Genomic DNA, 26981 nt, shown 5'->3' with positions numbered 1-26981 from the left:
GCGAGCTCTGTAGTTAATATGTGTATGCTCAGCTCCCGCTAAAAATGATCGTTTCGAGGCATTTCTTCTCCGGCGCTAACGACAGGTTTTTCAGTTCGATGTTGCCGCCAGCCCAGAAATTGAAGTCTGCCTTGTAGGTAACTGGAGAATCCGAAACAGTGTAGGGTTTATCCGAAGGGCCATAGAGCCGAACAAGTCCATTATTTTCTTTCACGAACTCTCCGCTGCAATCCCATGCCGGCTTAAACTGTCGTATCAATCCAATTTGGACTAATCTATTATTTTTGAATGTGAAATTTATATTAAAAGAGTTGCCCGACAGTTGAGCGGAACGACCATGGACGACGACGAAGCCGCCGCTAATCGGATATTGTTTTGGAGCAACGCCAGCCAGCGAGCTGACCCGCTCTATGCTCATGCCAAATTCGAACTTTTGAAAGCCCTTGAGAGCACCGTGCCGCTCCGTTGCTTGCACGAGGGACAGTGCAGAGGTTGCCGCTACTAACGCTACTTGAATCATTCGTCTCCCCTCAGCTGTTTCGTCTGTCTGATATAGGCGTACACGATACTGTCAAAAACAGGAGCGTCGAACGACCTCGATGCCGATTGCGCTGCCGCCGTTCTCAGGGTGTTTGATGCGACCTGGAACGCTTGGCGTGGCATAGGAACGTGGCGGGCCCTTATGAGAGCGCCCTTAGTACGCAACCGCGCGATGATGGTCGTTGTCTTATTTCAGCGCCTCATTGAGGATTTCAGCCAGTCTAGCACCAGCAAGGACAGCACGGGCGCGGGCAATATTTCGGGCACTGGTCTCGTAATCGCGCGTCAGCATGACCGGATTGGGCCCAGCCGAAACCGGCGCTGCGTAGGCGTATTTCTCCGCAATCGCCTTGCTCTCCGCGGCCCACGCCTCGGGATCAAGAATTTTGACGTCCTCACCGCTCACATCGAGCGAAGCAATCCCCTCCTTGCCGCCCGCATCGAACACCGCACCAAAGGCGGACGAATATCCGCCGAACATCCGATCCCAATAGGCGTGCAGCGAGATGACCTCGCCCGTGGCGGGGATCACGCTTTCCTCGTTGCCACCGCGATCGCCGGCCGGAAGCTCGCGCGTATACCGGGCTGTGGCATGCAATGGTTGATGGAGATCGCCGACGAGGTGAAGCATCCAGACAAGATCATAGGACCTGACGTCGTCGGTCGCACCGGCAGAAGCGGGAAGAGCAGCGATCATCTTTTTGAGCTGGGTGACCGCGTCGACCTTGTTCTGCTCGCCCAAGGCGCTGCCGTTGGGCGAAAATGCGATGTCCTTGTAGTGCCAGTAGTCGTGCTGGCTGTGGTCGGCATAGCCGATGTTCTGGCCAGCTATAGGAGTATTTGGATCATCGCGGGTATAGCCCGATCCCTTCAGTTTGATATCATCTGCCCAGGTCGCGGCATGAACGAAGGCATACAGTTTGGCGGTCGCCTCGTCCGTCGCGCCGGCGGTCCATTTCTGATAGCTGGGATTGAGGCGCAGAAGTTGATCGGCCTTGTCCTTCGGGCCGTCTTTCAGTCGCTGATAGGCAACATAGGCCACCTGCATATGGCCTTCATCCCACCAGGCATGAGCTGCCGAGATCGGCGTGGCGAGTAAAAACGCTAAGAGTGCGACAATGGCCGGCCTAGGCATCGCATCGCTCCCACCTGGATGAATGGTTGTCGCCATTGTGGCAGCTTCGATGTGAAGCGGTTGTGACGGGGCACGGATAGGGGACTGTCAGGCTCGATCCAACTAGCCTGACAGATTCAAACAAAATATCTCCAAGTGGCGGAGGCTTCTGATGAGGAGAGGGAGGCCCGGGCGGACGGTTGCTGAGGCTGTCATCCGGGCCTCCGGCCTCCGTCCTCGTCAGGCGGGAAGCCTGCACAGGCTAGGTCGCCGTACCGTCCAAGGGCAATCGCCGATTTGGTACTAGTGCCGTTATAGGCGAAGGCCCGGCAGTTCCACATTTGCCGGGCCTTCTACCCCTGATACGCAACACGGGGCTGAGCAATGGATAGAGCGGAAGGGTTGAGGAAGGATTGAGAGGCTGATGGCATCGATGCTCGCGAGGGCCTGAATCGTTCAATACTGCCCTCCTTCGTGCATCCGAAGACGCTTCGCCTTTAGGGCCCGAGTCCAGCGAGCTCGATTGCCGACCGCGGAGGTTGGCGAGCACGAAACGCCCTTCAGATGAAAGCCTAGGGGCGGTTGTTTGGAAAGCGCAACCAAGGGTATAAGACCCGCTCGCCGAAAGGCTTCTTACTCGGAAAAGGTCGACATGAGCACTGGAACGGTTAAATGGTTCAACGAGCAAAAGGGTTACGGCTTCATTCAGCCTGATGACGGTTCCAAGGATGTGTTCGTTCACATCAGTGCCGTCGAACAAGCTGGTTTCCGTTCCCTGCAGGAAGGCCAGAAGGTCAGTTACGAAATTGTCCAGGATCGTCGTTCCGGCAAGATGTCGGCGGGCAACCTGCGGGCCGAATAAGCGCCCGTAAACGCAAAAAGCGCTCCTGATCACGAGCGGTCAATAGCGGGTAAAGGGCTGTTAGGCGGCCAATATCACGTTCGAATTACGCCGAACGCACAGAGTTCACCTCGCGGCGCAATGAAGCGTCGCAGGCAATCATCTTGGCCCGGCGTCCGACAACGCCGGGTTTTGTTTTGGCGGCTCGGTCGGGAAATGAATGGCGCCGGGTCGGGCCTGCCAGCGCGCCATGGTGAAGCACCGCGCCGACAGGCGCATTTAGCAAAGCAACAGTGACGCTACTTGGGCCAAATTCCCTTGACCCATGTCAAAGCGGGGCTGGGCAGCTCTCGTAGATTTTCCGTGCAGCGCATCCGTCGCGGGTGCCGCTGGTGGACCCCAACTTAGCCCGGCCTGCCCAACACGGCCGGGCTTTTTGGGGACGGGCGCCTTATCCCTCTTCGTCCTTCTTCCAAACCCGATGCAGACGCTTTGCCGGCAGCGCTCACTTCAGGGCCATTCAGCAGAACTGCTCACGAAGATATCACGCAATACATGGTCTTCTCCGGACGCCACGGAGGGGCTCACAAATGAAAACACGAGAATTCATAACAGTGACGTTGATCATGGTGGCTGGCATGGGGACTGCCGATCTGGCATGGGCGAGAAGCAAACTGGTTCAGTCTCAAATCCTGACAGAAGAGCCTCCCAAGGGAACCCTCAGGTCAGGCATGAAGGTGCTTGTCGATGACGGCACCTGTGGTGCAGGCAAAATCAAAAGGATCACGGGTGGCAACGGGTCGGACATTCCCCGCAAGCGAGAGTGTGTCAGCAGACCGAAATAGAGGCTATCGCGCCGGCCCGCACCACCATAGCCGTCGTTCCTCTCGCGCAACTGCTCCGGCCTTCCACGGCCGGGCCAGGTCCTCGCGAACCAACTGCATACCGGCATTGACGCCTGACGGACTACCGATCCGCAGAGCGCCTAGCGTGCGGCCGTATAGGTCCTTATGCCCGTCACGCTCCACATAGACCACCTTGTCCCTGATCAGTTGCGCCAGCCTTGCCTTGGCCTTGAGGCCTTGCTGCAATCCCTCATTGCAATCGGGATGAAAGACCTCGGGCGCATCGATGTCACGCAGCCTGACCTTCTCTGCGCAACCACGGCCAGGATTCTTGCAGGGCAGGGCAACCGTGTCGCCATCGAGAACAATAATACGATTGCCGTCGAGCGGCTCATAGGTGGCTGCCAGTGCGGGGGAGGCGAAGAGGAGGATTGGTAGGGCGATACGCAGAACCGGTTTCATTCGTCCCTCATACCATCATTGGTCGATTTCGATATCGCTACCCAGCGGCCGCGCACCTTGTGCAGGCCTCTGCGTGCCATGCAGCCGGCCCCTTCCTCGTCGTTCCAGGCCTTGCGATTGAACCATTCCCCACCAAAGCGTTCCTTGAAGCCTTCGGCGTGCGCCCGCTCTGTGAAACAGAAAACGTAAAACCATTGAGCGTCACGGCTGACCGAATGCCCGCGGGGGCAAAGGCTCAGCCGCTCATCCCGGCAAAAACCGTGCACGACGTTGTAAGCCTTGCCTGCATAGGCCTCCTCAGGCAACCGGATCTGATGGGGCCAACCCCTGTCGATCATCGGCGGGTAGAGCTCGTTTCGGCGCATCACCAGCGGCCCCGCATGAAGCCCCGGGAAATGCCCTCCGCCAGCCGGCCCACGGCCTCAGTCTGAGTTTCCAGTTCAGCCTGCAGGTGATCGGTCAGAATGATCAGGGCCCGCACGGCCGCCCTGGCGTCGCCGTCACAGGTTGCAATCGCCTTGTTGACCCGGGCGTCCAGGTCCAGCGGCGGCCCTGCCGCCTTGTTGTCGACTGATCGAGCTATCATTCTATCCCCTCCAAGGGCGGCGGAAGGCTATGCCCGCGATCTGGTCGTGTCCAGCGGTTTGTTCTTTCTTTGTTCTGATTGTATGGATTGTCGGCGGCGCCGCGCCAGCGATTGAGACGGAGGGCAATATGTGCGGCAGAGTGCATCAGAACGGCCCGGATTTGCCCGGCATCAGCTCGGAAATGGACGCCTCCGAGGAAGAGCTCGCCCGGGCCTATAAGGAAAACCGGAACGGCGCTCCAGGCGAATGGTTCTGGATCATCCGTCGACACCCGGGCCACGGTCGTACGGTGCATACCCCTATGAAATGGGGGCTGCTGCCGGCCTGGCTGAAAGATCCCTCCGGCTGGAAATACCCCTCGAACGCCAGGAAGGAGACCGTCAAGACCAACGGCGCTTTCAAGCTGCCTATCGGCGCAAGCGCTGCCTCTTGCCCATCCAGCTCTTCTATGAGTGGCAGAAAATCCTCGAGGAAGGCATGCCGCTCAAAAAGGGCCAGAGGAAGCAGCCCTACGCGATCGCCATGAAGGATCGTCAGCCCTTCGGCGTCGCCGGTCTCTACGACACCTGGACAGACCCTGCGACCGGGCAGCAGACCAACACCTTCACCGTGGTTACCTGCGAGGCGAACAGCCTCATGGCGACCACCCACGACCGCATGCCGGTGATCCTGGCGGCAGAGAATTACGAGCGCTGGATTGCCTGCATTGAGCCGGATCCCGATGACCTGATGGTGCCTTACCCGTCGGAGTTCATGGAAATCTGGCCCATCTCCTCGAAGGTCAACAGTCCGTCCTACAAGGCGGCAGACGTCGCCGAACCAGTCGATGTGCCGGCTGCACCGGCTGGCCCGGCGCCGAGCCAATCGGATCTATTCTGATGGGGCGAGCGTGACGAACTGGCCTCTCATCCGGCGCGGCGGGCGCCTCAAGCTGATGCAAATGCCATGGCCCGGTCACCCTGCTACGATCATGCCGGGCGATCCGCCTGAGCTTGTTCCAGGCCAGCGGCCCGGTCTTGGCGCTTTCATTGTCACGGCCACCTTCACGTCGATCAGCATGCGGGTCGACGATAAGACTTTCACGCTGCGACCATCAGACGATAGCGGGCTCGTGTTCTGGGATATTTCCTAAACTAGGCTGCTCAATGGCTGCCAGCGAAATAGAGCCCCTCCGGTGGCAATGCACCATAGGTGAACGGCTCTTGCTTGTTGCCGGTCGCCTTCATGACGTCCTGCCGCACCAGGCGGAAGGTCATGTTGATCTCAACCCCCGGCTCAGTGATGCGCTTGGCAAACGAGGCCGCAAAGGGACTGTTCGTGCCGTCCCCGTCGTCGGCTGTTGTGCCCTCCTTGGCAGCATAGACGACGAGAGTGCCGTTCTCAGGCTCGATACGCGCCAGCCCGCGCGACACTGCGCGGCTGTTCGACGCCATTTTCATTTGGGAGGCGAAAGGATTGTTCCGGCAAGCGTCCAATACCACTAGGCGCAGCTTGCGTGCGCCCTCCGTGGCGCTCAACAAGCGCTGCAGCGTAATGGCCTCGTCTGGGACATCGCGATCATTGCGCAGCTGCGCGTCGACCGGAATGAGATAGTTGATGCCGGCGACCTCGATGCCATGGCCGGCATAATAGATTATCGCCCAATCGGCAGCGTCCGCCTTTTCGGCGAAGGCCTTCAACGCCTGCACCATGCCGGTCCGGTCAAGGTCATAGGCCGTGGTAACGTCTATGCCCGCACGCCGCATGGCGTCGCCGACGAGATCGATATCTTTGGCCGGGTTGGGCAAGGTCGACACCGCCCGATAGGCGGAGTTGCCGATCACCAGGGCGACGCGGCGACCCGTCGTCGGTAGGACAGTGGGCGATGTATCGACCTTGGGCGTGGACGGCGCGGTGCTATCCACGGCAGGCGGTTCTTGAGATGCCGTCTGGAGTTTTTGCCGAAGTTCCTTGGACTTCTTGATACCTAGCGCAAATTCTTTCCCCTGGCGGGCCTTCTCCAGATCGGGCTGCAAACGCAAGGCGGTATCGTAATCTGCAATCGCCTTGTCGGTCTCTCCCATGCTGTCATAGACGTAAGCCCGGCTAACGTATGTTGCCGCTCTCTTCGGCTCCAGTCGAATGACCGTGTTATAATCGCGAAGCGCGGCACCAAATTCTTCACTGTTATAATGAATTGCGCCTCGGAGAAGTATGGCGCTTGTGAATTTTGGATTGAGCTGGAGGGATTTATCAATGTCTGCTTTGGATTTTCGCGTGTTTTTTGCCGTCAAATACGCCAGGCCGCGGGAATAGTAGGCAGCCGACATTGTCGTCTTGTCGTAAGACTTGCTTGCGATAATCACACTGCAAGACGATATTCTTGTCTCCACCGACGTATCATAGCTAAGGCATTGTTTGGCGGCTTCATATTCAGCCGATGTTTCTGCCAGCGTATTTGGGGCGGTTGCCAACAGGAGGCATGCTGCAAGGAACCATGTACTGCGCATCATTTGAGCCCGCCCAAAATACCATTTTCCGATTGAGCCATTGCGTTGAGGAAATGCAAGTGACCCAAGCGAAAACGCGCCATGTTTTTGGGGTCGGAAGGGACTCCCAGGTGAGGGTTGGAATTGCCCAAATGCGGCTTTGTACGATTGCAGAGATCCCCAGTCGAACCGGCTTGGCGCCCACAATCGTTTTGCAGGCTCTTGGGGACAATCTCCAAATTCGCGGCACGATCTGGCGCACTGTGCACGAGTTGAAACAAAGGTCGACTCAACACTATCGCGAGGCGGTAGCGCAACTGCGCTGGCGGCTGTCGACGAAGAGAACATGAGGGGCGATTATATGATTTTGCAAATATCTTATAACTAGCCTTGCTTCACAGCTGAGTGGAAGTTATAAGGTTTTATAAAAATTCTTATAGTTTGAGGTCATATGAAGACCATTGACCTTGCCTACCGCACCATGTTCGCCGAATTGGTGCAGCGCAGCCTTGATGCATCGTTTGAAACCGATTTCTCGATAGCCGGCAACTTCGTGCGCGTACCCGTCAAGGGCAGGAATTATTGGTATTTCGAACAGACGCAGCCAAAGAAGACCCGCAAATATGTGGGCCCCGCGGATGATCCTGATATCGCCAAAAGGGTCGAGGCCTTCCAGGAAATCAAAGGTGATCTGCGCGCCCGCCGCAGGCTTGTTTCCTCCTTGACCCGGGACGCTGGCCTTGCGGCACCCGATCGCTTCACCGGTGACATCGTGGAAGCAATGGGCAATGCCGGCATATTTCGTCTGCGAGGACTGCTTGTCGGCACGGTTGCTTTTCAAACCTATGCCGGCCTGCTTGGCGTCCGATTGCCTGGTGCGTCGTTGCAGACAGGTGATGCCGACTTCGCCCAGCACTATTCGGTGTCGTCGTCGCTCGAGGATACTCTTCCCCCTGTTCTCGATATTCTGAAGGCGATCGATCCCAGCTTTCGGGCGATTCCCCACCGGCTGGATCCGGCGCGTGTGACGCAATTCGAGAATGCCGCTCGTTACAAGGTGGAATTCCTGACACCGAACCGCGGATCTGATGACTACGTCGATCACGCCAGCCCGATGCCGGCTTTGGGAGGTGCGTCAGCCCAACCCTTGCGCTTTCTCGACTTCCTGATCCAGGAGCCGGTGCGGACCGTCATGCTCCACCGATCCGGCGTCCCGGTCGTCGTGCCGTCGCCGCAGCGATATGCGGTGCATAAATTGATTGTCGCCTCACGGCGGCAATCGGATGCCGGCAGTGCTGCAAAGCGTGAAAAAGACATCCAGCAGGCGAGCCTGCTGATCGAGGCCCTCGGCGAAACCCGCCGCGGGGACGATCTTGCCGAAGCCTTCACCGAGGCTTGGAATCGGGGCCCGAATTGGCGCGCAGCCATCCAGCAAGGCTTGAACGCGCTGCCAGAAAGGCAAAGAACGTCAGCCTTGTCGACGATCCAGGTCGGCCTGGCTTCGATCGGCGCAAAACCGGATGGCTTCAACGGGACGGGATCGACCGCAAAGACATGACAATGCCTTCGATAGTCGGGCGTGCGAGGGAAGCTGACGATTTAACTATCGATCGGAAAGCACTCGTCCGTCCTTCAGCCGATACCGGTGTTCTCCTGCATAAGGCGGCGCCGTAGCGCCCGTTAGAGTGAGAGAGTGGATGGGATTTTCGTGACGGGTTGAGGGTCGGGAGAGAGGTTTCCGGCGCCCGTCATGGAGATTGGTTCCATGACCATTGAGGTTCTTGATAGCCGGCGCGACGCAAGCGGTGGATATAAGGTCGATGTCAGCCGCGGTGAACGGATCGGCCGTGTGTCTTCCGAGTGGTTCTCGCGCCCCGTCGACGAGCGATATCTGTCGCTATCGGAACTCGGCCTTGCCGTTCGAGAGAGGACCGAGCGCAGCCGGACGCGGGTGGTAGAGAGCGCGCTGATCCAGGTTGAGGCAAGCCGAGAAGATCCCGAGCGGATGTCTCTCATCCTGCCAGGAGTGGATAGGCCCGTCGCACCCACCCATTGGAGCTTCGGCCAGCTTGCAAGCCAGGTCGGAGCACCGGCCGCCTATCTGCGTCAGCTCCCAGCGGCGCTGGCCGGCATCAATCTGCAGTATGGTCTGGCCTCTCACCGGGCCGAGCAAATCAAGACGCTCGAAACCGACAACGGCCGGCTCGAACTGCGCGCTGTCACTGGCCCGGACTATGGACGCATTTACGACCACGAACTGGTCGAGGCGGTGCGGCGTATTGCCGGCAACGGCACCGGCGACACGCGCTGGAAGGTACCCGGCGTCCTCGACTGGTCGACGGGCATCTACAATCCGCGTGTCGACATTACCAAGGATACCACCACGCTCTATGCTTCGGACCGGGACGTCTTCCTCTTCCTGGTCGATGATCTCAACCCCATCGAGGCCGGCACATTGCCGGATGGATCGCCGGATCTCTATTTTCGTGGGTTCTACTGCTGGAATTCAGAGGTCGGAGCAAAGACGCTCGGGATGGCCAGCTTCTATCTGCGCGCCGTGTGCCAGAACCGCAATTTGTGGGGCGTGGAGGATTTCGAGGAGATCACCATTCGCCATTCCAAATATGCCGCCTCGCGCTTTGCTCACGAAGCCGCACCGGCACTGATGAACTTTGCGAACTCTTCGCCGGCGCCTTTCGTCAACGGCATCAAGGCGGCGCGCGAACGGATCGTCGCAAGATCTGATGAGGACCGCTCGGACTTTCTGCGCAAGCGCGGTTTCTCCAAGGCCGAGACCGGCAGGATCATCGAAACGGTGCTGGCGGAAGAGGGGCGCCCGCCCGAAACGATCTTCGACTTCGTGGCCGGCATTACCGCCGTTGCGCGCGACAGGCCTCACCAGGACGCTCGGCTCGAGCTCGAGGGCAAGGCCAAGAAGCTGCTGGACCGAGCCAGCTGAGAGCTCCGCAAGGCCGGTGTCGCGGTGTTCCGCGCCCGGCTCTGCGCCTGTCGCCCTCTCGTTTCGGTTGTCCCATGGCGCTGCCCTCCAGAGTTCGAGGGCGGTGCCTGTTTTCGTGACGGGTTTGATGCCCGAGAGAAGGTCTCTCGGCGCCCGTCGCGGAGTGAACATCATGGCCAATACCGTTCGCAAGATTACCCTGTCGTCTTCGCGCGACATCCCCTTCAACAAGCTGGTGCTGAGCCAGGCCAATGTCCGGCGCGTCAAGGCTGGCGTCTCGATCGAGGAATTGGCGGAATCTATCGTTCGCCGCGGCCTGATCCAGAGCCTGCATGTGCGGCCGGTACTCGATGCCGAGGGCGTCGAGACCGGCATGTTCGAGGTGCCGGCTGGCGGTCGTCGTTACCGGGCCCTGGAATTGCTGATCAGGCAGAAGCGCCTGGCGAAGACAGCGCCGGTGCCCTGCGTGGTGTCGGAGGCCGATAGCGGCATCCTCATCGACGAGGTCTCGCTGGCCGAGAATATCGAACGGGCTCCGCTGCATCCCCTCGATCAGTTCCGTGCCTTCCTCGCTTTGCGCGACAAGGGCATGAGCGAAGAGGCGATCGCCGCCGCCTTCTTCGTGCCAGTGCAGGTAGTGAAGCAGCGCCTGCGCCTGGCAGCGGTCTCCCCGGTGCTGCTCGAGATCTATGCCGAGGACGGCGTGACGCTGGAGATGCTGATGGCCTTCACGGTCTGCGAGGACCATGAGCGCCAGGAACAGGTCTGGAGTGCCATCCGCAACAGCTGGCAGAAAGATCCCTATCATATCCGGCGCCTCCTAACCGAGACCACGGTACGCGCCTGCGACAAGCGGGCGGTATTCGTCGGCATCGAGCAATATGAAGCTGCCGGCGGCATCGTATTGCGCGATCTCTTCCAGTCCGATGATGGTGGCTGGCTGCAGGATGTCGGCCTGTTGGACCGGCTGGTGACGGAAAAGCTCAAGGCCGCCGCCAACGAGATTGCCAGCGAAGGCTGGAAATGGATCGAGGTGACGGTAAGCCAGCCCTATGGGGCCGCTCATGGCCTGCGCGAGCTTGTCGGCACGATCGTCGAACCAGCCGAGGAGGACCAGGCGGCGCGCGATACCCTGCAGGCGGAATATAACCACCTGTCGGACGAGTATGATGGCATCGAGGAACTGCCGGATGCGGTCGACCGGCGCTTCGCCGAGTTGGAAGCGGCGATGGAAGCCTTCGACTATCGGCCTGCATCGTTTGAGCCTGCCGAGATCGCCATCGCTGGTGCCTTCGTCAGCATCCATGCCGATGGCTCCCTTTTGGTCGATCGCGGTTATGTCCGTCCCGAGGATGAAGAGCCGGTCGCAGGAACAGGGGGAGACGCGAACGAAGCCGACGGCGATTCCGAGGATCCAGCCGCGCGCGCTCTTCAACGTGTGGTCACTACCATCGGAGGCCAGCCGGCCCAAGTCGAAGAGGAGGAAGAGGACGGCATCAAGCCGTTGCCCGAGCGCCTCCTCGTCGAGCTGACGGCCCATCGCACCCTGGCGCTGCGTGATGCGGTTGCACAGCATCCTGAGGTCGCCATGACCATGCTGCTGCACAAGCTCGTCTGCGATATCTACCAGCGCAGGTCCGGCGCAGGGTGCCTGGAGGCCTCTATCCGGCATGTCTTCTTTCCCGGCCAGGCAGACGACCTCAGCGACAGCCCCTCGGCCAAAGCCGTCGCCGAGCGTCACCAAGCATGGATGCTGGAAATCCCTGATGACGATGAGGCGCGATGGCATTGGCTCACGGGGCTCGACGAGGCCAGCCGCATGGCCTTGCTCGCCCATTGCGTCAGCTATGGGGTGAACGCCCTCCATGAGAAGCCGAACCCCTATGGCGGCAGCGGGGTCAGCGAGCATGGCCTCAAGCTCCGTCTTGCCCAGGCCGATCGGCTGGCGCGAGCGACCGGGCTCGACATGGCCGAAGCCGGCTGGCGGCCGACAGCCGGTAACTATCTCGGCCGCATCACCAAGGCCCGCATCCTGCAGGCTGTGGCAGAAGGGAAGGGGCAACCTGCCGCCGACCGGATCGCTCTTCTCAAGAAAGGCGAGATGGCAAGTGAAGCCGAAACGCTGCTCGCCGACAGCGGCTGGCTGCCCGAACCGCTTCGTTTGCCGGTCGTCGAAGCGGCCAGCGAGGAAACGGCGGCAAAGGACGGCATAACGGCCATGGGCATCGAAGGCGCCATCGACGAGAGTGATGAGGCGATCGAAGCCCCTCACACGGTCGCAGCAGCCTAACCCGTACTCCCACGACTTGGCTCACCTGGCCCGCTGGCTCTGCCAGCGGGCCTTTTTCTTGAGGAGGCCACCATGACAGTGAAGGCACAAGATCTGGCGCGCCGACTTGGCGAACGCGCGGAAGCGGTATGCCGCCAGTATCTATCGGCCGGTCGCCGCCAGGGCAATTACTGGCTGGTCGGCGATGTCTGCAATGCGCCGGGTCGCTCGATGTTCGTGCGGCTGACGGACTCGTCCAAAGGTCCGGCCGGCAAGTGGACCGATGCCGCCGTGCCGGGCGAACACGGCGATCTCCTCGATGTCATCCGCCAAAGCTGCGGCCTTGTCGACTTCAAGGACGTGGCGGAGGAGGCTCGCCGGTTCCTGTCGCTTCCGCCTCCGGAGCCGAATGAGGGGTGGCCGGGTGGACATCAGTATCCCGTGCATGCCGGATCACCGGGGGCGTCGCGCCGTCTCTTCGCCATGGCGCGGCCGATCGGCGGCACCTTGGCGGAGGTCTATCTGCGCCACCGCGGCATCACGGCTTTGCAGGGCACCGGAGCCCTGCGTTTCCACCCGCGCTGCTTCTATCGGCCCGACGAGCACTCGGCCACTGAGATCTGGCCGGCTCTGGTCGCTGCCGTCACCGATCTCAAGGGCAGAATCACCGGCGCGCATCGCACCTGGCTTGCGCCCGACGGTATCGGCAAGGCACCGATCGACACGCCGCGCAAGGCCATGGGAGACCTGCTCGGGTATGGCGTCCGCTTTGGCGTTGCCGGCGACGTTCTCGTGGCCGGAGAGGGCATCGAGACGGTGCTGTCCGCCCGTATGACTCTGCCCGATATGCCGATGCTGGCCGCGCTCTCGGCCGGGCATCTGGCGGCCATCCTGTTCCCGCCAATGCTGCGCAGACTCTATGTGCTCAGGGATCGTGATCCGGCTGGGGACAATGCGCACGATTACTTGATCGACAGGGCATCGGATGTCGGCATTGAGGCGATAGGCGTGTCGCCAGCGCGTGGGGACTTCAACGAGGATCTGTGCACAGCCGGTGCCGAGGCTCTTCGGCAGATCTTGCAGGATCAGCTTCGCCCGGAGGATGTTGCACGCTTCATGGCAGGGTGAGGGAACCGGCAGGGGAGGGGACTGCTCGACGCTCTCCACCCGTTGTCTCCGCTTATCGTCGGATGCTTCCGAATGAGAGCCCGCGTCCACGGCCTTCTGGAGAGGGCGATCGGCCCACAGATGGGCCGGCTGGGCAATGGCCGCTCTCCGGTTATTTTCCGCCGGCCGGCATGCCGGCCTTTGCATCGCGAGGCAAAATAGCCGGGTTTGGCCATCGAGGCCCTCGCCTGGGCGCGAGGGCTGCCAACCCGTCCAGTCTGTGGGCTTTCGACGCCTGTGAAGGCCGCGATGGGCGCGGCTTCCGATGAAGGAAGCATCCGATGATGTACGACGACGCCGATGCCGGTTTCGAGCTGACCCACACCGCATCGCCCACCGACCATGTCCTCGCCGACCTCCAACTCTATGGCTGGCATCCGTTTCAGGACGAGCCCGATCCCAGGCCGCTGCCCGAGGGCAATATCATTGCCGGCGCTGTCACTGACATCTTCGACGCCCTGATTGCCACGCTCGGCGACACCCGTCTTGAACCCGACCTCGACGAACTACTCTGGTCAACCGTCAATCTCTTTCATCGCGCTACCAGCCGGGTCGAGCGCGAGCTCGACGACAGTGAGCTGGCGCAGCGCCGCCTGCAGGGCGAACAGGACGGCAGCGAGGTGAAGTCCGTGGAGCTCGAGCGCCTCATCGCCGAGGGCCAGACCCTCATTGAGCGGCGCAACGGCATGGAGCTCTTCCGCGATGTCGCCGCCGAACAGTTCGAGCGCCACACCGGCACGAACTGGCGGCCACGCATAGGCTCTATGGTCAACCATCGCAATTTGACCGCGGCGATGATCGACAGCCGTGATTTCCTCGCTGCCCGCCGCCGCGCGGAGGCCGAGGTGCTGCTGCCCGCCGGCCCCAAGGTGGCCCTGACCGGTGGCCTCGACTTCAACGACTATGATCTGATCTGGGCCAAGCTCGACCAGGTCCGTACCAGGCATCCCGACATGGTGCTGCTGCATGGCGGTTCACCCAGGGGTGCCGAACTGATCGCGGCCAAATGGGCCGATAATCGCAAGGTGACGCAGATTGCCTTCAAGCCGGATTGGGCGAAGCACGGCAAATCCGCGCCCTTCAAGCGCAACGATGCCATGTTGGACACCTTGCCGATTGGTGTCCTCGTTTTCCCCGGCACCGGTATCCAGGAGAATTTTGGCGACAAGGCGCGCAAGCTCGGCATCCCGGTCTATCGCTTCGCAGGCGGCGCGTGAGCGCCGCCCACCGACGCTCTTACAACTGAAGCACCGAGTTGGGCTTACGAGGGGTTCATTTGACAGGGGCTCTGCGGCAGATGAGCATGCCTGCTCATTCCAGGGAGATGTCGCAGATGATGAGTCAGTTGATTGCCGGAATATTTCTGGCGAGTTCGCTCTTTGCGATCAAGCCGATGTGCGATCGGAATCGCGCAAGGTATCTCCGTGGTGAGCGCGTCGAGGGCCTGATCTGGACGGCCCAGCACAGGCCTGCGGAATTTGCACTCTTGCTGGCTTTTGTGGCCTCTGTTGTTGCCTACTTCTACGCCGCTTCATTGGCCTCCGTTGTCGCCCAATCCGCAACGCCAGCCTTGCAACATATCTACTATGGCTTTTCTAAACTATTGACCATCTGAGAGTGTCATCCCTGCACTGGGATCCTGGAGATTTTTGGGCGACAAGGTACGATAGCTCAGCAACCCTGAGATGCAGTTCGCCGGCGGCGCCTAAAGCGCCGCTCCAGGTAAGGGCGATTACTAGAAGGCAGTATCCCGCTGTCTTGACGACCGATGGCCATCCTGTTCGCTCATATCGATGCCGCATGACACTTCGATGCCTGCAAGATCGAGGTAGAGGGAAGCCCGGCCGAGGATGGACGAATGGCCCTCGGCCGGGCCGGTGCCAACGACCGATGGTGATGTGGCACGTCGACAATGCATCATATCAGATGAATCATAGGGAGAACGTGCTTTAAATCACACAGCGGGACTCTCTATGTACAGTTATGGCCGCTGATATTGCGAGCCACATGCTCCACCACTGTCATGGCCAATCTGAAGGTCTTTATCGCGCAGTTTTCGGCTTCAGCCCTTTGGCCCAGTTCAAGAGGCCAGTCGCAGATGGGCGGTTTCCCTCAGGCCAAAAAACGGCTGAACGGTCGCTCGCGCAAAAGCTGGCGATACGCAAAATGCCTTGGTGATCGCGCGCTCGGCTGTCGGCTGGCTAAGAAACCAAAGTTGCGACAAGAGATTGCTGAGGACGTGTCCGGATTGATTACCTGCGAAACGACCAGGTGCTAGCCGCGCGTTGAGGTATTAAGCTTTCCGGAACAGAACACGGAACTGCGGGCCGGACATCGTCGCCATCGTCCTGCTGGGAACGGGCAAGACTGCGATGACCGCAGATGCGTCGATGCTTTGTTGAGCGAGGGCGGCGTTGAGTGCTCGTATCGTCGCTTCCGTATAGATTTCACCAATGGGATTGGTTGTGGCCGATTGGGCGGAATTCATGGCTCGTCTCCATCTTATTCGATGATGAGGCAGCGGGGGCGTGAAGTCCCGCCGCTGCTGATTTAATCCGCTCAATAATTCATCCTATCCATCAGATCTAATCGCATTATCTTCTGTTTATGATCAGGAAAACTTATCGTATCGAGAGTGTTTGGCAGGCAGCTGACGATGATGCTGCGTCCTCCTCGACCCTGCCGCACGCTCCAATCGCACGTTCAGCGGCCATCACTGTCAGCCGCTCGAGGCGTCAACTGCAACTTTCAATCCCACCTGCTCATATGCTTTTCCGTGGACCTCAAAAAACACAAAACCGCCGATCTCCTGTATTTCTACGCCACACTGCGGCGTCCCTGTTTTCGCGTTGAAGCAGCTCAGAATCTGGTTCTTTTAATCATCCCCGTCAGGGGAAGCACCGTGTCTGCCCCGCTGGAACCGGGGGACCATGGTGGCTTCGCACCACAACTCAGAAGGCCTTGCACGCGGGACCCGCATGTTGCGCACCGCGCTCGGTCCGGCCATTGCCCGCTTCCTGGAAGAGCCCGCCGTCGTCGAGGTGATGCTGAACCCCGATGGCCGTATCTGGGTTGATCGTCTTTCTGAAGGATTGGCCGATACGGGCAAGACATTGTCGCCGGCCGATGGCGAGCGCATCGTGCGCCTGGTCGCCCATCACGTCGGTGCCGAAGTTCATGCGCGCGCACCGCGCGTCTCCGCTGAACTCCCCGAGACTGGCGAGCGCTTCGAAGGCCTGCTTCCTCCCGTTGTCGCGGCGCCGACCTTTGCCATTCGCAAGCCTGCGGTCGCCGTCTTCACGCTCGACGACTATGTGACTACCGGCATCATGAGCTCCCGCCAGGCCGCGACCTTGCGTGCAGCCGTCGTCTCGCGTGCCAATATCCTGGTTGCAGGCGGAACCTCGACCGGCAAGACCACGCTCACCAATGCCTTGCTCGCGGAAGTCGCCAACAGCGCCGATCGCGTCGTCATCATCGAGGACACGCGCGAGCTGCAATGCGCGGCGCCCAACCTGGTTGCTATGCGGACCAAGGACGGCGTCGCCACATTGTCCGATCTTGTACGCTCGTCGTTGCGCCTGCGGCCGGACCGCATCCCCATTGGTGAGGTCCGTGGTGCCGAAGCCCTCGATCTCCTGAAAGCCTGGGGTACCGGCCATCCGGGCGGCATCGGCACCATCCATGCCGGAACCGGCATCGGCGCATTGCGCCGGCTCGAACAACTCATTCAGGAAGCGGTCGTCACCGTTCCCCGTGCCCTGATTGCCGAGACCATCGATTTGGTCGCCGTTTTGTCCGGTCGCGGCTCCGCGCGGCGATTGGCCGAACTCGCCCTCGTCGAAGGGCTCGGCCCCGACGGTGACTACCGCATCAAGCAGGACACCTCGAACGCAGGAGATTTCCCATGATCCGCTTCACCACACACGTCCGCCGCACGGCTGCGACGGTTGCTTCCTTTGCCTATGTCAACCTCGTCCTCGTTTCCGCCGCCCATGCTTCCGGCTCGTCGATGCCATGGGAACAGCCGCTTCAAAAAATCCTCCAGTCGATCGAGGGGCCGGTCGCCAAGATCGTTGCCGTCATCATCATCATCGCAACCGGCCTCGCGCTTGCCTTTGGCGATACTTCAGGCGGCTTTCGCCGCCTGATCCAGATCGTGTTCGGTCTCAGCATCGCCTTCGCGGCGTCGAGCTTCTTCCTGTCCTTCTTCTCCTTTGGCGGCGGGGCGCTGGTTTGATGGCGATCGCTTTTGAACAGCTGGACGCCGTGCCGGGGTTCTCGGTTCCGGTTCATCGCGCGCTGACCGAGCATATCTTGCTTGGTGGCGCACCGCGCGCCATCGCCATCGTGAACGGCACATTGGCCGGCGCCGTCGGCCTTGGCCTGCGTCTGTGGCTGGTAGGGCTCATCATCTGGGCCGTCGGGCATTTTGCGGCGGTCTGGGCCGCAAAGCGCGATCCGCTCTTCATCGAGGTGGGACGCCGGCATCTGCGCATTCCCGGCCATCTGTCGGTGTGAGGGACGCCGTCATGATGAACCTTGCCGAATATCGCCGCTCCGCCGCGCGCCTGGCCGACTATCTGCCCTGGGCTGCGCTCGTCGCCGAGGGTATCGTGCTCAACAAGGATGGCTCGTTTCAGCGCAGCGCACGCTTTCGCGGTCCAGATCTGGACTCTGCCGTTGCAGCTGAACTGGTCGGTGTGGCAAGTCGCATCAACAACGCCTTCCGTCGCCTCGGCTCGGGCTGGAGCATCTTCGTCGAAGCGCAGCGGCATGAAGCAGCGACCTATCCCGACAGCGTGTTTCCCGATCCGGCCTCAGGCTTGGTCGATGCCGAGCGCAAGGCTGATTTCGAGGAGCAGGGCGTCCATTTCATCTCGAGTTATTTCCTGACGCTACTCTATCTGCCGCCGGCCGAGGAGGCGGCACGCGCCGAGACATGGCTCTATGAGGGCAGGGAACGCGCCGGCGTGGATCCGTCAGAAATCCTGCGCGGCTTTGCCGATCGCACCGACCGAATTCTGGCCCTGCTCGACGGCTTCATGCCAGAATGCGCTTGGCTCGATGACACTGAGACGCTGACCTATCTGCATTCGTGCGTGTCCACCAAGCGCCATCGCGTCCGTGCCCCCGAAACGCCGATCTATCTCGACGCATTGCTGGCCGATCAGCCGCTGACCGGTGGGCTTGAGCCCTGCCTTGGCGACCAGCATTTGCGCATCCTCACGATCATCGGTTTTCCGACCGCGACCACACCAGGCCTGCTCGATGATCTCAACCGACTGGCTTTTCCCTATCGCTGGTCGACCCGTGCCATCCTGCTCGACAAGACCGATGCCACGAGGTTGCTGACCAGGATCAGGCGGCAATGGTTTGCCAAGCGCAAGTCCATCGCCGCGATCCTCAAGGAGGTCATGACCAACGAGGCATCCGTGCTCGTGGACACGGATGCGGCGAACAAGGCTGGTGATGCTGACCTCGCCTTGCAGGAACTCGGACAAGACCTTGCCGGCATGGCCTATGTCACAGCCACGATCGTGGTCTGGGACGTCGACCCACGCCTGGCCGACGAAAAGCTCCGCCTGGTCGAGAAGGTCATCCAGGGCCGCGATTTCACGGCCATGACCGAGACGGTCAATGCCGTCGATGCCTGGCTCGGTTCCTTGCCCGGACATGCTTACGCCAATGTCCGCCAGCCGCCGATCTCGACGCTCAATCTCGCCCACATGATCCCCCTCAGCGCCGTGTGGGCGGGGCCGGAACGGGACGAGCATTTCGCTGCGCCCCCGCTGCTCTACGGCAGGACGGAAGGTTCGACCCCCTTCCGGCTCTCCCTGCATGTCGGGGATGTCGGCCATACGCTCGTTGTCGGCCCGACCGGTGCCGGCAAATCCGTATTGCTCGCTCTGATGGCCCTGCAGTTTCGCCGCTACGAACGATCCCAGGTCTTCGCCTTCGATTTCGGCGGGTCCATCCGGGCCGCGACGCTCGCCATGGGCGGCGACTGGCACGATCTCGGCGGCGGCCTAACCGAAGGGGCCGATGCCTCCGTCGCGCTTCAGCCGCTGGGTCGCATCCATGATACCTATGAACGCGCCTGGGCGGCTGACTGGCTCGCCGCGATCCTGACGCGCGAGGGTGTCCCCGTAACCCCGGAGGTCAAGGACCATATCTGGACGGCACTGACCTCGCTCGCCACCGCTCCCATCGACGAGCGTACCATCACGGGCCTGGCGGTCCTGCTCCAGTCCAACAGCATCAAGCAGGCGCTCCGACCCTATTACGTCGGCGGCCCCTATGGCCGGCTGCTTGATGCCGAAGCCGAACATCTCGGCATCGCCGATGTGCAAGCCTTCGAGATCGAAGGTCTCGTCGGCACCGGCGCAGCGCCGGCCGTGCTGTCCTATCTGTTTCATCGCATCGGTGATCGTCTCGATGGACGGCCGACCTTGCTCATCATCGACGAGGGCTGGCTGGCGCTGGACGATGAGGGGTTTGCCGGCCAGCTTCGCGAATGGCTGAAGACGCTGCGCAAGAAAAACGCCAGCGTCATCTTCGCCACACAATCGCTGTCCGACATCGACAATTCGGCAATCGCGCCGGCGATCATCGAAAGCTGTCCGACACGCCTTCTTCTGCCGAATGAGCGCGCGATCGAGCCGCAGATCACAGCGATCTATCGCCGGTTCGGGCTGAACGACCGGCAGATTGAAATCCTGGCGCGGGCTACACCCAAGCGCGATTACTACTGCCAGTCGCGGCGCGGCAATCGTCTCTTCGAGCTTGGTCTCTCCGAAGTCGGCCTCGCGCTGTGCGCCGCATCCTCCAAATCCGATCAGACGCTCATTGGCGACCTGCTTACCGAGCATGGCCGCGACGGCTTTCTCAGGGCCTGGCTCGACGCCCGCAATGCCGGTTGGGCGATCGATCTCATTCCCCCCTTTTCCCCCAATCCGAACAGGACGCTCAGTCATGAGAACTCTCCATCTCCGACCGCACGCTGCCGTTCTGGCGGCGACCTTGTTCTCTGCGTCCCTGGTATTGGCGCCGGTCATGGTGCCGCCGGCTTGCGCGGATATTGTGTTCGATCCATCGAACTACACGCAAAACGTCCTGACGGCGGCGCGCTCCCTGCAGCAGATCACCAATCAGATCACCGGCCTGCAGAATCAGGCACAGATGCTGATCAATCAGGCCCGCAATCTTACCAGCCTGCCGTTCTCCTCGCTTCAGCAGATTCAGCAGTCAGTCCAGAGGACCCAGCAACTTCTCGGTCAGGCGCAGAACATCGCCTTCGACGTCCAGAAGGTCGACCAGATATTCCAGCAGAAATATGGGAATGTCTCGCTGTCTGCGAGCGACCGGCAGCTCGTCGCCGACGCCCGCTCGCGCTGGCAGAACACGGTTGGCGGTCTCCAGGACGCCATGCGTGTGCAGGCCGGTGTCGTCGGCAACATCGAGACCAACCGGACCCAGATGTCGGCTTTGGTGGGGCAGAGCCAGGGTGCAACCGGCGCGCTGCAGGCAACCCAAGCCGGCAATCAGATTCTGGCTCTGCAATCCCAGCAGTTGTCGGATCTGCTCGCGCTGCTCGCTGCCAATGGTCGGGCAAGCGCACTGACCGATGCGGAGCGTGCTGCCGCGGCCGAACAGGGGCGCGAGCAGCGTCGTCGCTTCCTCGCGCCAGGCTCGGCCTATCAACCGGGCAATGCCCGGATGTTCAACAGCGGCAACTGAGGTGGGAAGGGGACATCGCCATGGACGGCAAGACGTTTGCGCGCCTGGGCGCGATCGTGTTCGTCGCTGTCGCCCTGACGGTGACGGTGATTGAGTTGACCGATAGGCAGGAAAGGCCGCTGAGTTCGCCTGTGCGCCTGATCCCATCCGACGGCGATCCGCTGCGTGAAGGCCAGCGCCGTTGCCAGCAGCTTGGGCAAAAGGCGGTCGAGGATGCCGAGTGCCTGCGTGTGTGGAGCCAGACCCGCGATCGCTTCCTTGGCCGGGCATCCGAGCCGTTCGCGTCGCCATCCAGCGAAGGACAGTGACGCATGGGTGGCAGCGGCATCATCGATAATTTCCTCGGGGTGTTCACCCGCTATATCGACTCCGGCTTCGGGCTGCTCGGCGGCGAAGTTGGCTTCATCGCATCCACGCTGATCGTCATCGATGTAACGCTGGCCGCGCTGTTCTGGAGCTGGGGTGCGGATGACGACATCATCGCCAGGCTGGTGAAAAAGACGCTGTTCGTCGGCGCCTTTGCCTATCTCATCTCCAATTGGAACAATCTGGCCAAGATCGTCTTCGACAGCTTCGCAGGCCTCGGCCTCAAGGCCAGTGGCACAGGCTTTTCGACGGCCGATTTGATGCGGCCCGGCAAGGTCGCGCAAACCGGCCTCGACGCCGCTCGCCCCCTGCTCGAATCCATCTCCGACCTCATGGGCTGGGTGGCGTTCTTCGAAAACTTCATCCAGATCGCCTGCCTGCTCTTTGCCTGGGCCCTGGTCATCCTCGCCTTCTTCATCCTGGCGATCCAGCTCTTCGTCACATTGATCGAATTCAAGCTCGCCACGCTGGCCGGCTTCGTGCTGATTCCCTTTGGCCTGTTCGGCAAGACCGCCTTCATGGCCGAGCGCGTGCTCGGCAATGTGATCTCCTCTGGCATCAAGGTTCTGGTGCTCGCTGTCGTCATCGGCATCGGTTCGACCTTGTTCGATCAGTTCACCCGCGGCTTTGGCGGGCAGACGCCAACCATTGACGACGCCATGGCTGTCGTCCTCGCCGCGTTGTCGCTCCTCGGCCTTGGCATTTTCGGTCCCGGTATCGCCAATGGCCTGGTCTCCGGTGGACCGCAGCTTGGCGCTGGCGCAGCCGTCGGTACGGGGCTCGTTGCCGGTGGGGCCGCCCTCGCCGTCGGCGGTGGCGCCATGTTGGCCGCAAGGGGAGGGGCTGCGGCGCTGGCTGGCGGTGCCTCTGCTATCCGCGCTGGCGCGACCGCAGCCGGCTCTGCGAGCTCAGCCTATTCTCTGGGCGCCTTGGGAAAATCTGGCGCGGCTGGAATAGCCTCCGGTGTCGGTGGTGTGGCACGCGCAGCGGCGGGGAGTACCGGCAGTGGAGTGGTCTCCCCGCTTCGCAGGGCGGTTGCCAGCAGCAAATCCAGTTATGACGAAGGCTTCAAATCCGGCTTCTCCGCGACTGGCGGTTCCTCGACCAAGGGGACGATTGGCGCGGCGACGGAGCTATCACCCGGACAGGCCCGGCCCGTGGATGTAGCACCAGGCCGGGCGCAGCGTCTTCGCCGATCCATCCACACGGGCCATGCCGTCCAGACGGCAGCCCATGCCATTCGTTCCGGCGACGGCCATGGCACCGGCTCTTCCGTCAATCTCTCCGAAAGTGACCGCTCATGAATCTTTTCCGGCGACATACCGCGCATTACGGCAAAACTCCTGAGCCCGAGACCCCCTACCAGAAGGCTGCGCAGGTCTGGGACGAGCGTATCGGTTCGGCCCGCCTGCAGGCCAGGAACTGGCGCTACATGGCCTTCGGATCGCAGATCCTGTCGACAGGCTTTGCCGTTGCGCTGATCTGGCAGTCGGCGAACGGCACGGTCGTGCCATGGGTGGTTCAGGTCGACAAGCTCGGTGAGGCGCAGGCTGTGGCGCCCGCTGTGGCCGACTATCGCCCGACCGATCCGCAGATTGCCTGGCATCTTGCTCGTTTTATCGAGCAGGTTCGTTCCATTCCCGTCGATCCGGTCATCGTTCGCCAGAACTGGCTGCGGGCCTATGACTGGACGACGGATCGCGGCGCCGGGGCACTCAACGACTATGCCCGCGCCAATGACCCCTTCGCCAAGGTCGGCAAGCAGCAGATCGCCGTCGACGTGTCGTCGGTCATCCGCGCCTCACCGGATTCCTTCCGCGTCGCTTGGATTGAGCGTCGCTATGAGGACGGCAAGCTATCGGCGACCGAGCGCTGGACCGCGATCCTGACCATTGCCATCCAGCTGCTACATGACGCCGACCGCCTCAAGGCCAATCCACTCGGGATCTACGTCAATGCGATTAGCTGGTCGCGGGAGATGAGCCAATGAGCTGGCTAAACACCCATAAAGACGGCAATGCGGTTTTCCGCAAATCCGCAATAGTGGTCGTTCTGTTCTCCGGCGCCATGTTGGCAGGCTGCGCGACGCCGCAAAAGCCCCCTGAGATCCGCTATGACAAGGACGTGCTGCCGCTTCCGACCGTGCCGCCCGCAGCCATCGGCGACCGGGCGCGACCGTTACACACTCCCCCGGCCTGGTCACCGGGGCGCGGCGGGACGGCCGCGACGGCACCCACCGCTCGTGTCGAGAATGCCAATGCCGCCGCTCGCGTCCAGCCGCGCCGCGAAGGCTATTACAATGCCATCCAGGTTTATCCCTGGTCGGAAGGCGCACTCTATCAGGTCTATGCCGCTCCCGGGCAGATCAGCGATATTGCGCTCGAGCCTGGCGAGAGCCTGACCGGCGCGGGACCGATCGCCGCCGGCGACACCGCCCGCTGGATCATCGGTGACACCGAGAGCGGATCGGGCGTGACACGTCGCGTTCATGTCCTGGTGAAGCCCAGCCGCGCGGGTATCGCCACCAACCTCGTCATCACCACCGACCGCCGTACCTATATGCTGGAGCTGCGCTCTGGCGAAAAACCCTACATGCCGGCTGTCTCCTGGGCCTATCCTCGATCGGCCGGTGCACAGCGCCAAGTCGTCCCACCCGTCCCGGCTATTCCCGCGGTTGCGGCGCGCAATTATCGCTACGGTCTCACTGGTGACAATCCGCCCTGGAAACCCCTTGCCGTCTATGATGATGGCCGGCACGTCTATGTCGAATTCCCACGCGGTATCGTGCAAGGAGAAATGCCGCCTCTCTTCGTCATCGGCCCGGACGGCGAAGCCCAGATCGCCAACAGCCGCACCTACCGGCACATTCTGATCGTCGATCGCCTGTTCGGCGCGGCCGAACTGCGTCTTGGCAGCGGCGATCGCCAGCAGACCGTCAGGATCGTGCGGACGGATGCGAGGCCTTCGTCATGACCGAGAACGACAACGCTGCGGCCATGCGCCTGCGGGCTGAACCGCCACGTGTGACCCGGCTATCGCGCAAGGTGCTGATCAGCATGGGTGTCGTCGCCTCGCTCGGCATCGGCGGGGCGCTGATCTATGCTCTTCAAGGCCCCGGCGGCGGATCGGGCGGTGAGGAGCTCTATTCCACCGCCAACCGGCAGCCTGCCGATGGCCTTGTTGGTCTGCCGCGTGACTATACAGGCCCAATCCTGGGGCCGGCGCTACCTGGTGATCTCGGCCGTCCGATCCTGGACGCGCAGAACAAGGGCCAACCTGTCGCGTCGCCGATCGTTCCCACGCCGGGCATCGATGAGGCTGAGCAGCGGCGGCGGGCCGAGGAAGAGGCGGCCCGCACCAGCACCGTCTTCTTCCAAGCACGGGCGGGATCGGCGGCGGCAGGGATGGCAGGCGGGCCGACGCCCGGTCTTGCAGGGCTTGATCTCGCCGGTCAGGGCGGTGCCCCAACCGCGCAGGACAAGCAACTGGCCTTCCTCAATGCGGCCGCTGATCGGCGCACCTTTGCGCCCGATCGCGTCACACCTCCGGCATCGCCCTATGTGCTGCAGGCCGGCGCTGTCATCCCGGCCGCGCTCATCACCGGGATCCGCTCGGATCTGCCTGGTCAGATCACAGCGCAGGTCACGGAAAACATCTATGACAGCCCGACAGGCCGCATCCTGCTCGTGCCGCAGGGAACCCGGATCATCGGCCAATATGACAACAACGTGCAGTTTGGCCAGCGCCGGGTGTTGCTCGTTTGGAACCGGCTCATCCTGCCGAACGGTCGCTCTATCGTTCTGGAACGCCAGCCTGGTGCCGATGCGCAAGGCTATGCCGGCCTCGAGGATGGTGTCGATTACCACTGGTGGGACCTCGCCAAGGCGGCGGGACTATCGACGCTGCTCGCGGTCGGGGCTGAACTGGCCGTCGATGATCAGAACCGGCTTTTGCGCGCGATCCGCAATGGCACGCAGGACACCATCAATGAGGCTGGACAGCAGATCATCCGACGCCAGCTCAACGTTGCGCCGACGCTGACCATTCGCCCGGGGTTCCCGGTGCGCGTCATCGTCACACGCGACCTCGTCTTCGAACCCTACAAAGGATGACCATGACCAAGCTGAAACTCGGACCGATCGCCGACGACAAACCGGTGAAGGTGACGCTGGATCTGCCGGCCGGCCTTCATCGCGATCTTGTTGCCTATGCCGAAATCCTGAGTCGTGAGAGCGCTGGCAAGCCTCCGGATGCAATCAGGCTGATCGTCCCCATGCTGGAACGGTTCATGGCAACCGATCGCGGATTTGCTAAGGCCAGAAGTGCAGGCAAGCCGGGGCCACTTTAGGGCTGGTGCAACCCAGGCGACTATGGTCTGCCACGGATGGCAGCATCAAAACGACGGGGTGGAGCGAGGGGAGGGCGACCATCGCAGTCTTGCCGCAGGAGCCGGAGTGATCGGGCGATCTGGAGAAAGTTGCGTAAGGCCGGCTTGTTGTTGTCTGGCAGAAAAACCGCGCTGAAGGTGAGGGGGCGGAGTTTCGCGATCGGGCGAAACGTCACCCTCGGAAACGACATGAGTGTGGCCGCCTCACCGCATAGACCAAGACGTCGCCCCAGCGCTATCTGGCTCATGAGGGCAAGCCGGCCCAAGTCGCAAACCTCTATCGGCAGAGGCGTGGTGGCCTCCTCATCGTGCCATCTCAGAGCGTCGATGATCTGACTGGCCGGCTCGTCCTTGCTGATTGAAAGGGAGTAACGGAGGAGATCAGAAATGGCGATCGAACCAAGAGCCGCCAAGCCATGGTCAGTAGGCAGGATGACGAAGACGTCCTCATGCCAAAGGGGGATCGTGCGGTAGGCCAAGGGGGCGTTCTTTACCGCGACGATGGCGACGTCCAACCGGTGGTGGCGCACAGACGCCATATGTTCTTCCTCATCGGCTTCGAACAGTGCCTCATGGATTGGCGGGTATCGCGAACCGAGGCGATCCAGCAGGACATGAAGTAGGCGGGGGTCGGTGGTTCGACATATCCCGATACGCAGCGCCTGACAGGCATCTGCCGAGATCGCCATTGTGGCTGCATCCAGCTCCTCCAACACGGGTTGGGCGCGATCGAGAAATTCACGCCCCTTCCTGGTAATCTCGACACCAGAAGGCGACCGTATGAAAAGCGCTGTCCCCAGACGAAATTCAAGGTCCCGGATACGCCGGCTGATCGCGGAAGGCTGAACATTCAACGATGCCGCCGCGCGCCGGAAGCTGCGATGCTCGGCTGCCAGGATGACATAGCGAAGCTGGCGCAGATCGATCGAGTTCTGTCCGGATCTCCATCGCTCGATAAAGGCTGTCGACCGTCGATCGCACATTCGCCACCATGCCTGCCATTGCTCACCTTGGAGGGTTCCAATATCGCGAGGCACTCCTGATCCATCGAAATGCCCGAAATCTTGAAGAGAATAGCGCGGGACCTCCGCATTCATCAGCTCGGATGGAACGTATGATGGCAAGTTATATTGTCGAATAGATTCGATTGGCTTTGGGTACCCTACGGCAGCTATAGACGGTTCCTGCCGCCGCCGGGGCGTCTGAGGGTCTCCTTTGCATGATCGCGATGATTAG

Annotated in this window: 26 protein-coding genes and 2 pseudogenes; 20 read left to right on the top strand and 8 right to left on the bottom strand. The window is 61.4% G+C overall.

Annotated elements, in window-relative coordinates:
* Positions 1–28: 28 nt before the first annotated feature.
* Positions 29–520, bottom strand: coding sequence for a hypothetical protein (locus tag ACIGJE_RS33795; RefSeq protein WP_483681691.1), 492 nt, complete (start codon positions 518–520; stop codon positions 29–31).
* Between the two features lie 207 nt (positions 521–727).
* Complete coding sequence (locus ACIGJE_RS33790) at positions 728–1711, bottom strand: S1/P1 nuclease (RefSeq protein WP_483681689.1); 984 nt, start codon at positions 1709–1711, stop codon at positions 728–730.
* Positions 1712–2306: 595 nt separating this feature from the next.
* Here ACIGJE_RS33790 and ACIGJE_RS33785 point away from each other — a divergent pair.
* On the top strand, positions 2307–2516 hold the full coding sequence (locus ACIGJE_RS33785) for a cold-shock protein (protein ID WP_068284988.1): 210 nt from the start codon (positions 2307–2309) through the stop codon (positions 2514–2516).
* A gap of 569 nt (positions 2517–3085) precedes the next feature.
* Positions 3086–3340 (top strand): DUF6719 family protein, encoded by a 255-nt coding sequence (locus tag ACIGJE_RS33780; protein ID WP_483681687.1) that lies wholly within the window; start codon positions 3086–3088, stop codon positions 3338–3340.
* A 3-nt stretch (positions 3341–3343) separates the two neighbouring features.
* On the opposite strand, the gene ACIGJE_RS33775 is transcribed toward ACIGJE_RS33780, so the two are convergent.
* Genes ACIGJE_RS33775 through ACIGJE_RS33765 form a run of 3 tightly spaced genes read right to left on the bottom strand, consistent with a single transcriptional unit; the run spans position 3344 to position 4388 of the window.
* Positions 3344–3802, bottom strand: coding sequence for a thermonuclease family protein (locus ACIGJE_RS33775; protein WP_483681685.1), 459 nt, complete (start codon positions 3800–3802; stop codon positions 3344–3346).
* Complete coding sequence (locus tag ACIGJE_RS33770; protein WP_483681683.1) at positions 3799–4140, bottom strand: hypothetical protein; 342 nt, start codon at positions 4138–4140, stop codon at positions 3799–3801. The genes ACIGJE_RS33775 and ACIGJE_RS33770 overlap by 4 nt, the downstream gene beginning before the upstream one ends.
* A 26-nt stretch (positions 4141–4166) precedes the next feature.
* Entirely contained in the window at positions 4167–4388 is a 222-nt protein-coding gene (locus ACIGJE_RS33765; protein ID WP_483681681.1) for a hypothetical protein, read from the bottom strand.
* Positions 4389–4417: 29 nt separating this feature from the next.
* On the opposite strand from ACIGJE_RS33765, the pseudogene ACIGJE_RS33760 reads away from it, so the two are divergent.
* Positions 4418–5268: pseudogene (locus tag ACIGJE_RS33760) on the top strand (SOS response-associated peptidase).
* A gap of 263 nt (positions 5269–5531) precedes the next feature.
* Here the strand turns inward: ACIGJE_RS33760 and ACIGJE_RS33755 are convergent.
* Positions 5532–6881 carry a caspase family protein gene (locus ACIGJE_RS33755; RefSeq protein WP_483681679.1) on the bottom strand — a complete coding sequence of 450 codons (1350 nt, stop codon included), beginning with the start codon at positions 6879–6881 and terminating at the stop codon, positions 5532–5534.
* Positions 6882–7308: 427 nt separating this feature from the next.
* Between ACIGJE_RS33755 and ACIGJE_RS33750 the strand changes: the two genes are divergently transcribed.
* From ACIGJE_RS33750 to ACIGJE_RS33725, 6 genes are all read left to right on the top strand, one after another.
* The gene (locus ACIGJE_RS33750) at positions 7309–8415 is read left to right on the top strand and encodes a nucleotidyltransferase family protein (RefSeq protein ID WP_483681677.1); all 1107 of its coding nucleotides are present in this window, start codon (positions 7309–7311) and stop codon (positions 8413–8415) included.
* 207 nt (positions 8416–8622) lie between these two features.
* Complete coding sequence (locus ACIGJE_RS33745; RefSeq protein ID WP_483681675.1) at positions 8623–9816, top strand: DUF932 domain-containing protein; 1194 nt, start codon at positions 8623–8625, stop codon at positions 9814–9816.
* 172 nt (positions 9817–9988) lie between these two features.
* Positions 9989–12106, top strand: coding sequence for a ParB/RepB/Spo0J family partition protein (locus ACIGJE_RS33740; protein ID WP_483681673.1), 2118 nt, complete (start codon positions 9989–9991; stop codon positions 12104–12106).
* 72 nt (positions 12107–12178) lie between these two features.
* A complete protein-coding gene (locus ACIGJE_RS33735; RefSeq protein WP_483681671.1) occupies positions 12179–13213 on the top strand; it encodes a DUF7146 domain-containing protein in 1035 nt (344 codons plus the stop codon).
* A 320-nt stretch (positions 13214–13533) separates the two neighbouring features.
* Complete coding sequence (locus ACIGJE_RS33730) at positions 13534–14469, top strand: DUF2493 domain-containing protein (protein ID WP_483681669.1); 936 nt, start codon at positions 13534–13536, stop codon at positions 14467–14469.
* An 86-nt stretch (positions 14470–14555) separates the two neighbouring features.
* Positions 14556–14867 (top strand): hypothetical protein, encoded by a 312-nt coding sequence (locus ACIGJE_RS33725; protein WP_483681667.1) that lies wholly within the window; start codon positions 14556–14558, stop codon positions 14865–14867.
* A 678-nt stretch (positions 14868–15545) separates the two neighbouring features.
* On the opposite strand, the gene ACIGJE_RS33720 is transcribed toward ACIGJE_RS33725, so the two are convergent.
* Positions 15546–15740: a hypothetical protein gene (locus ACIGJE_RS33720; protein WP_483681665.1), complete on the bottom strand. Its 195-nt coding sequence runs from the start codon at positions 15738–15740 to the stop codon at positions 15546–15548.
* 442 nt (positions 15741–16182) lie between these two features.
* On the opposite strand from ACIGJE_RS33720, the gene trbB reads away from it, so the two are divergent.
* The 11 genes and pseudogenes from trbB (at position 16183) to ACIGJE_RS33665 (ending at position 25706) form a co-directional block, all read left to right on the top strand.
* A complete protein-coding gene (trbB, locus tag ACIGJE_RS33715; protein ID WP_483681663.1) occupies positions 16183–17163 on the top strand; it encodes a P-type conjugative transfer ATPase TrbB in 981 nt (326 codons plus the stop codon).
* The gene (locus ACIGJE_RS33710; protein WP_483681661.1) at positions 17160–17492 is read left to right on the top strand and encodes a TrbC/VirB2 family type IV secretion system protein; all 333 of its coding nucleotides are present in this window, start codon (positions 17160–17162) and stop codon (positions 17490–17492) included. The genes trbB and ACIGJE_RS33710 overlap by 4 nt, the downstream gene beginning before the upstream one ends.
* Complete coding sequence (locus tag ACIGJE_RS33705; protein ID WP_483681659.1) at positions 17492–17773, top strand: VirB3 family type IV secretion system protein; 282 nt, start codon at positions 17492–17494, stop codon at positions 17771–17773. The genes ACIGJE_RS33710 and ACIGJE_RS33705 overlap by 1 nt, the downstream gene beginning before the upstream one ends.
* Positions 17774–17784: 11 nt before the next feature.
* Positions 17785–20199: pseudogene (trbE, locus tag ACIGJE_RS33700) on the top strand (conjugal transfer protein TrbE); the annotation flags it as partial.
* Positions 20200–20227: 28 nt separating this feature from the next.
* Positions 20228–20992: a P-type conjugative transfer protein TrbJ gene (gene trbJ / locus ACIGJE_RS33695; RefSeq protein ID WP_483681794.1), complete on the top strand. Its 765-nt coding sequence runs from the start codon at positions 20228–20230 to the stop codon at positions 20990–20992.
* Positions 20993–21012: 20 nt separating this feature from the next.
* Positions 21013–21300, top strand: a complete 288-nt coding sequence (gene trbK-alt / locus ACIGJE_RS33690) for a putative entry exclusion protein TrbK-alt (protein WP_483681792.1) — start codon at positions 21013–21015, stop codon at positions 21298–21300.
* 3 nt (positions 21301–21303) lie between these two features.
* Entirely contained in the window at positions 21304–22662 is a 1359-nt protein-coding gene (gene trbL / locus ACIGJE_RS33685) for a P-type conjugative transfer protein TrbL (protein WP_483681657.1), read from the top strand.
* On the top strand, positions 22659–23348 hold the full coding sequence (gene trbF / locus ACIGJE_RS33680; RefSeq protein WP_483681655.1) for a conjugal transfer protein TrbF: 690 nt from the start codon (positions 22659–22661) through the stop codon (positions 23346–23348). Before trbL ends, trbF begins: the two co-directional genes overlap by 4 nt.
* Positions 23345–24331: a P-type conjugative transfer protein TrbG gene (gene trbG, locus ACIGJE_RS33675; RefSeq protein ID WP_483681653.1), complete on the top strand. Its 987-nt coding sequence runs from the start codon at positions 23345–23347 to the stop codon at positions 24329–24331. The genes trbF and trbG overlap by 4 nt, the downstream gene beginning before the upstream one ends.
* Positions 24328–25470: a TraB/TrbI/VirB10 family type IV secretion system protein gene (locus tag ACIGJE_RS33670; protein WP_483681651.1), complete on the top strand. Its 1143-nt coding sequence runs from the start codon at positions 24328–24330 to the stop codon at positions 25468–25470. The genes trbG and ACIGJE_RS33670 overlap by 4 nt, the downstream gene beginning before the upstream one ends.
* 2 nt (positions 25471–25472) lie before the next feature.
* The gene (locus ACIGJE_RS33665) at positions 25473–25706 is read left to right on the top strand and encodes a DUF2274 domain-containing protein (protein WP_483681649.1); all 234 of its coding nucleotides are present in this window, start codon (positions 25473–25475) and stop codon (positions 25704–25706) included.
* 20 nt (positions 25707–25726) lie between these two features.
* On the opposite strand, the gene ACIGJE_RS33660 is transcribed toward ACIGJE_RS33665, so the two are convergent.
* Positions 25727–26842 carry a LysR family transcriptional regulator gene (locus ACIGJE_RS33660; protein ID WP_483681647.1) on the bottom strand — a complete coding sequence of 372 codons (1116 nt, stop codon included), beginning with the start codon at positions 26840–26842 and terminating at the stop codon, positions 25727–25729.
* Positions 26843–26981 lie beyond the last annotated feature (139 nt).

It is taken from the genome of Labrys sp. E2SS-1L (assembly GCF_057073705.1).
This window is presented reverse-complemented; position numbering and strand designations above follow the sequence as displayed.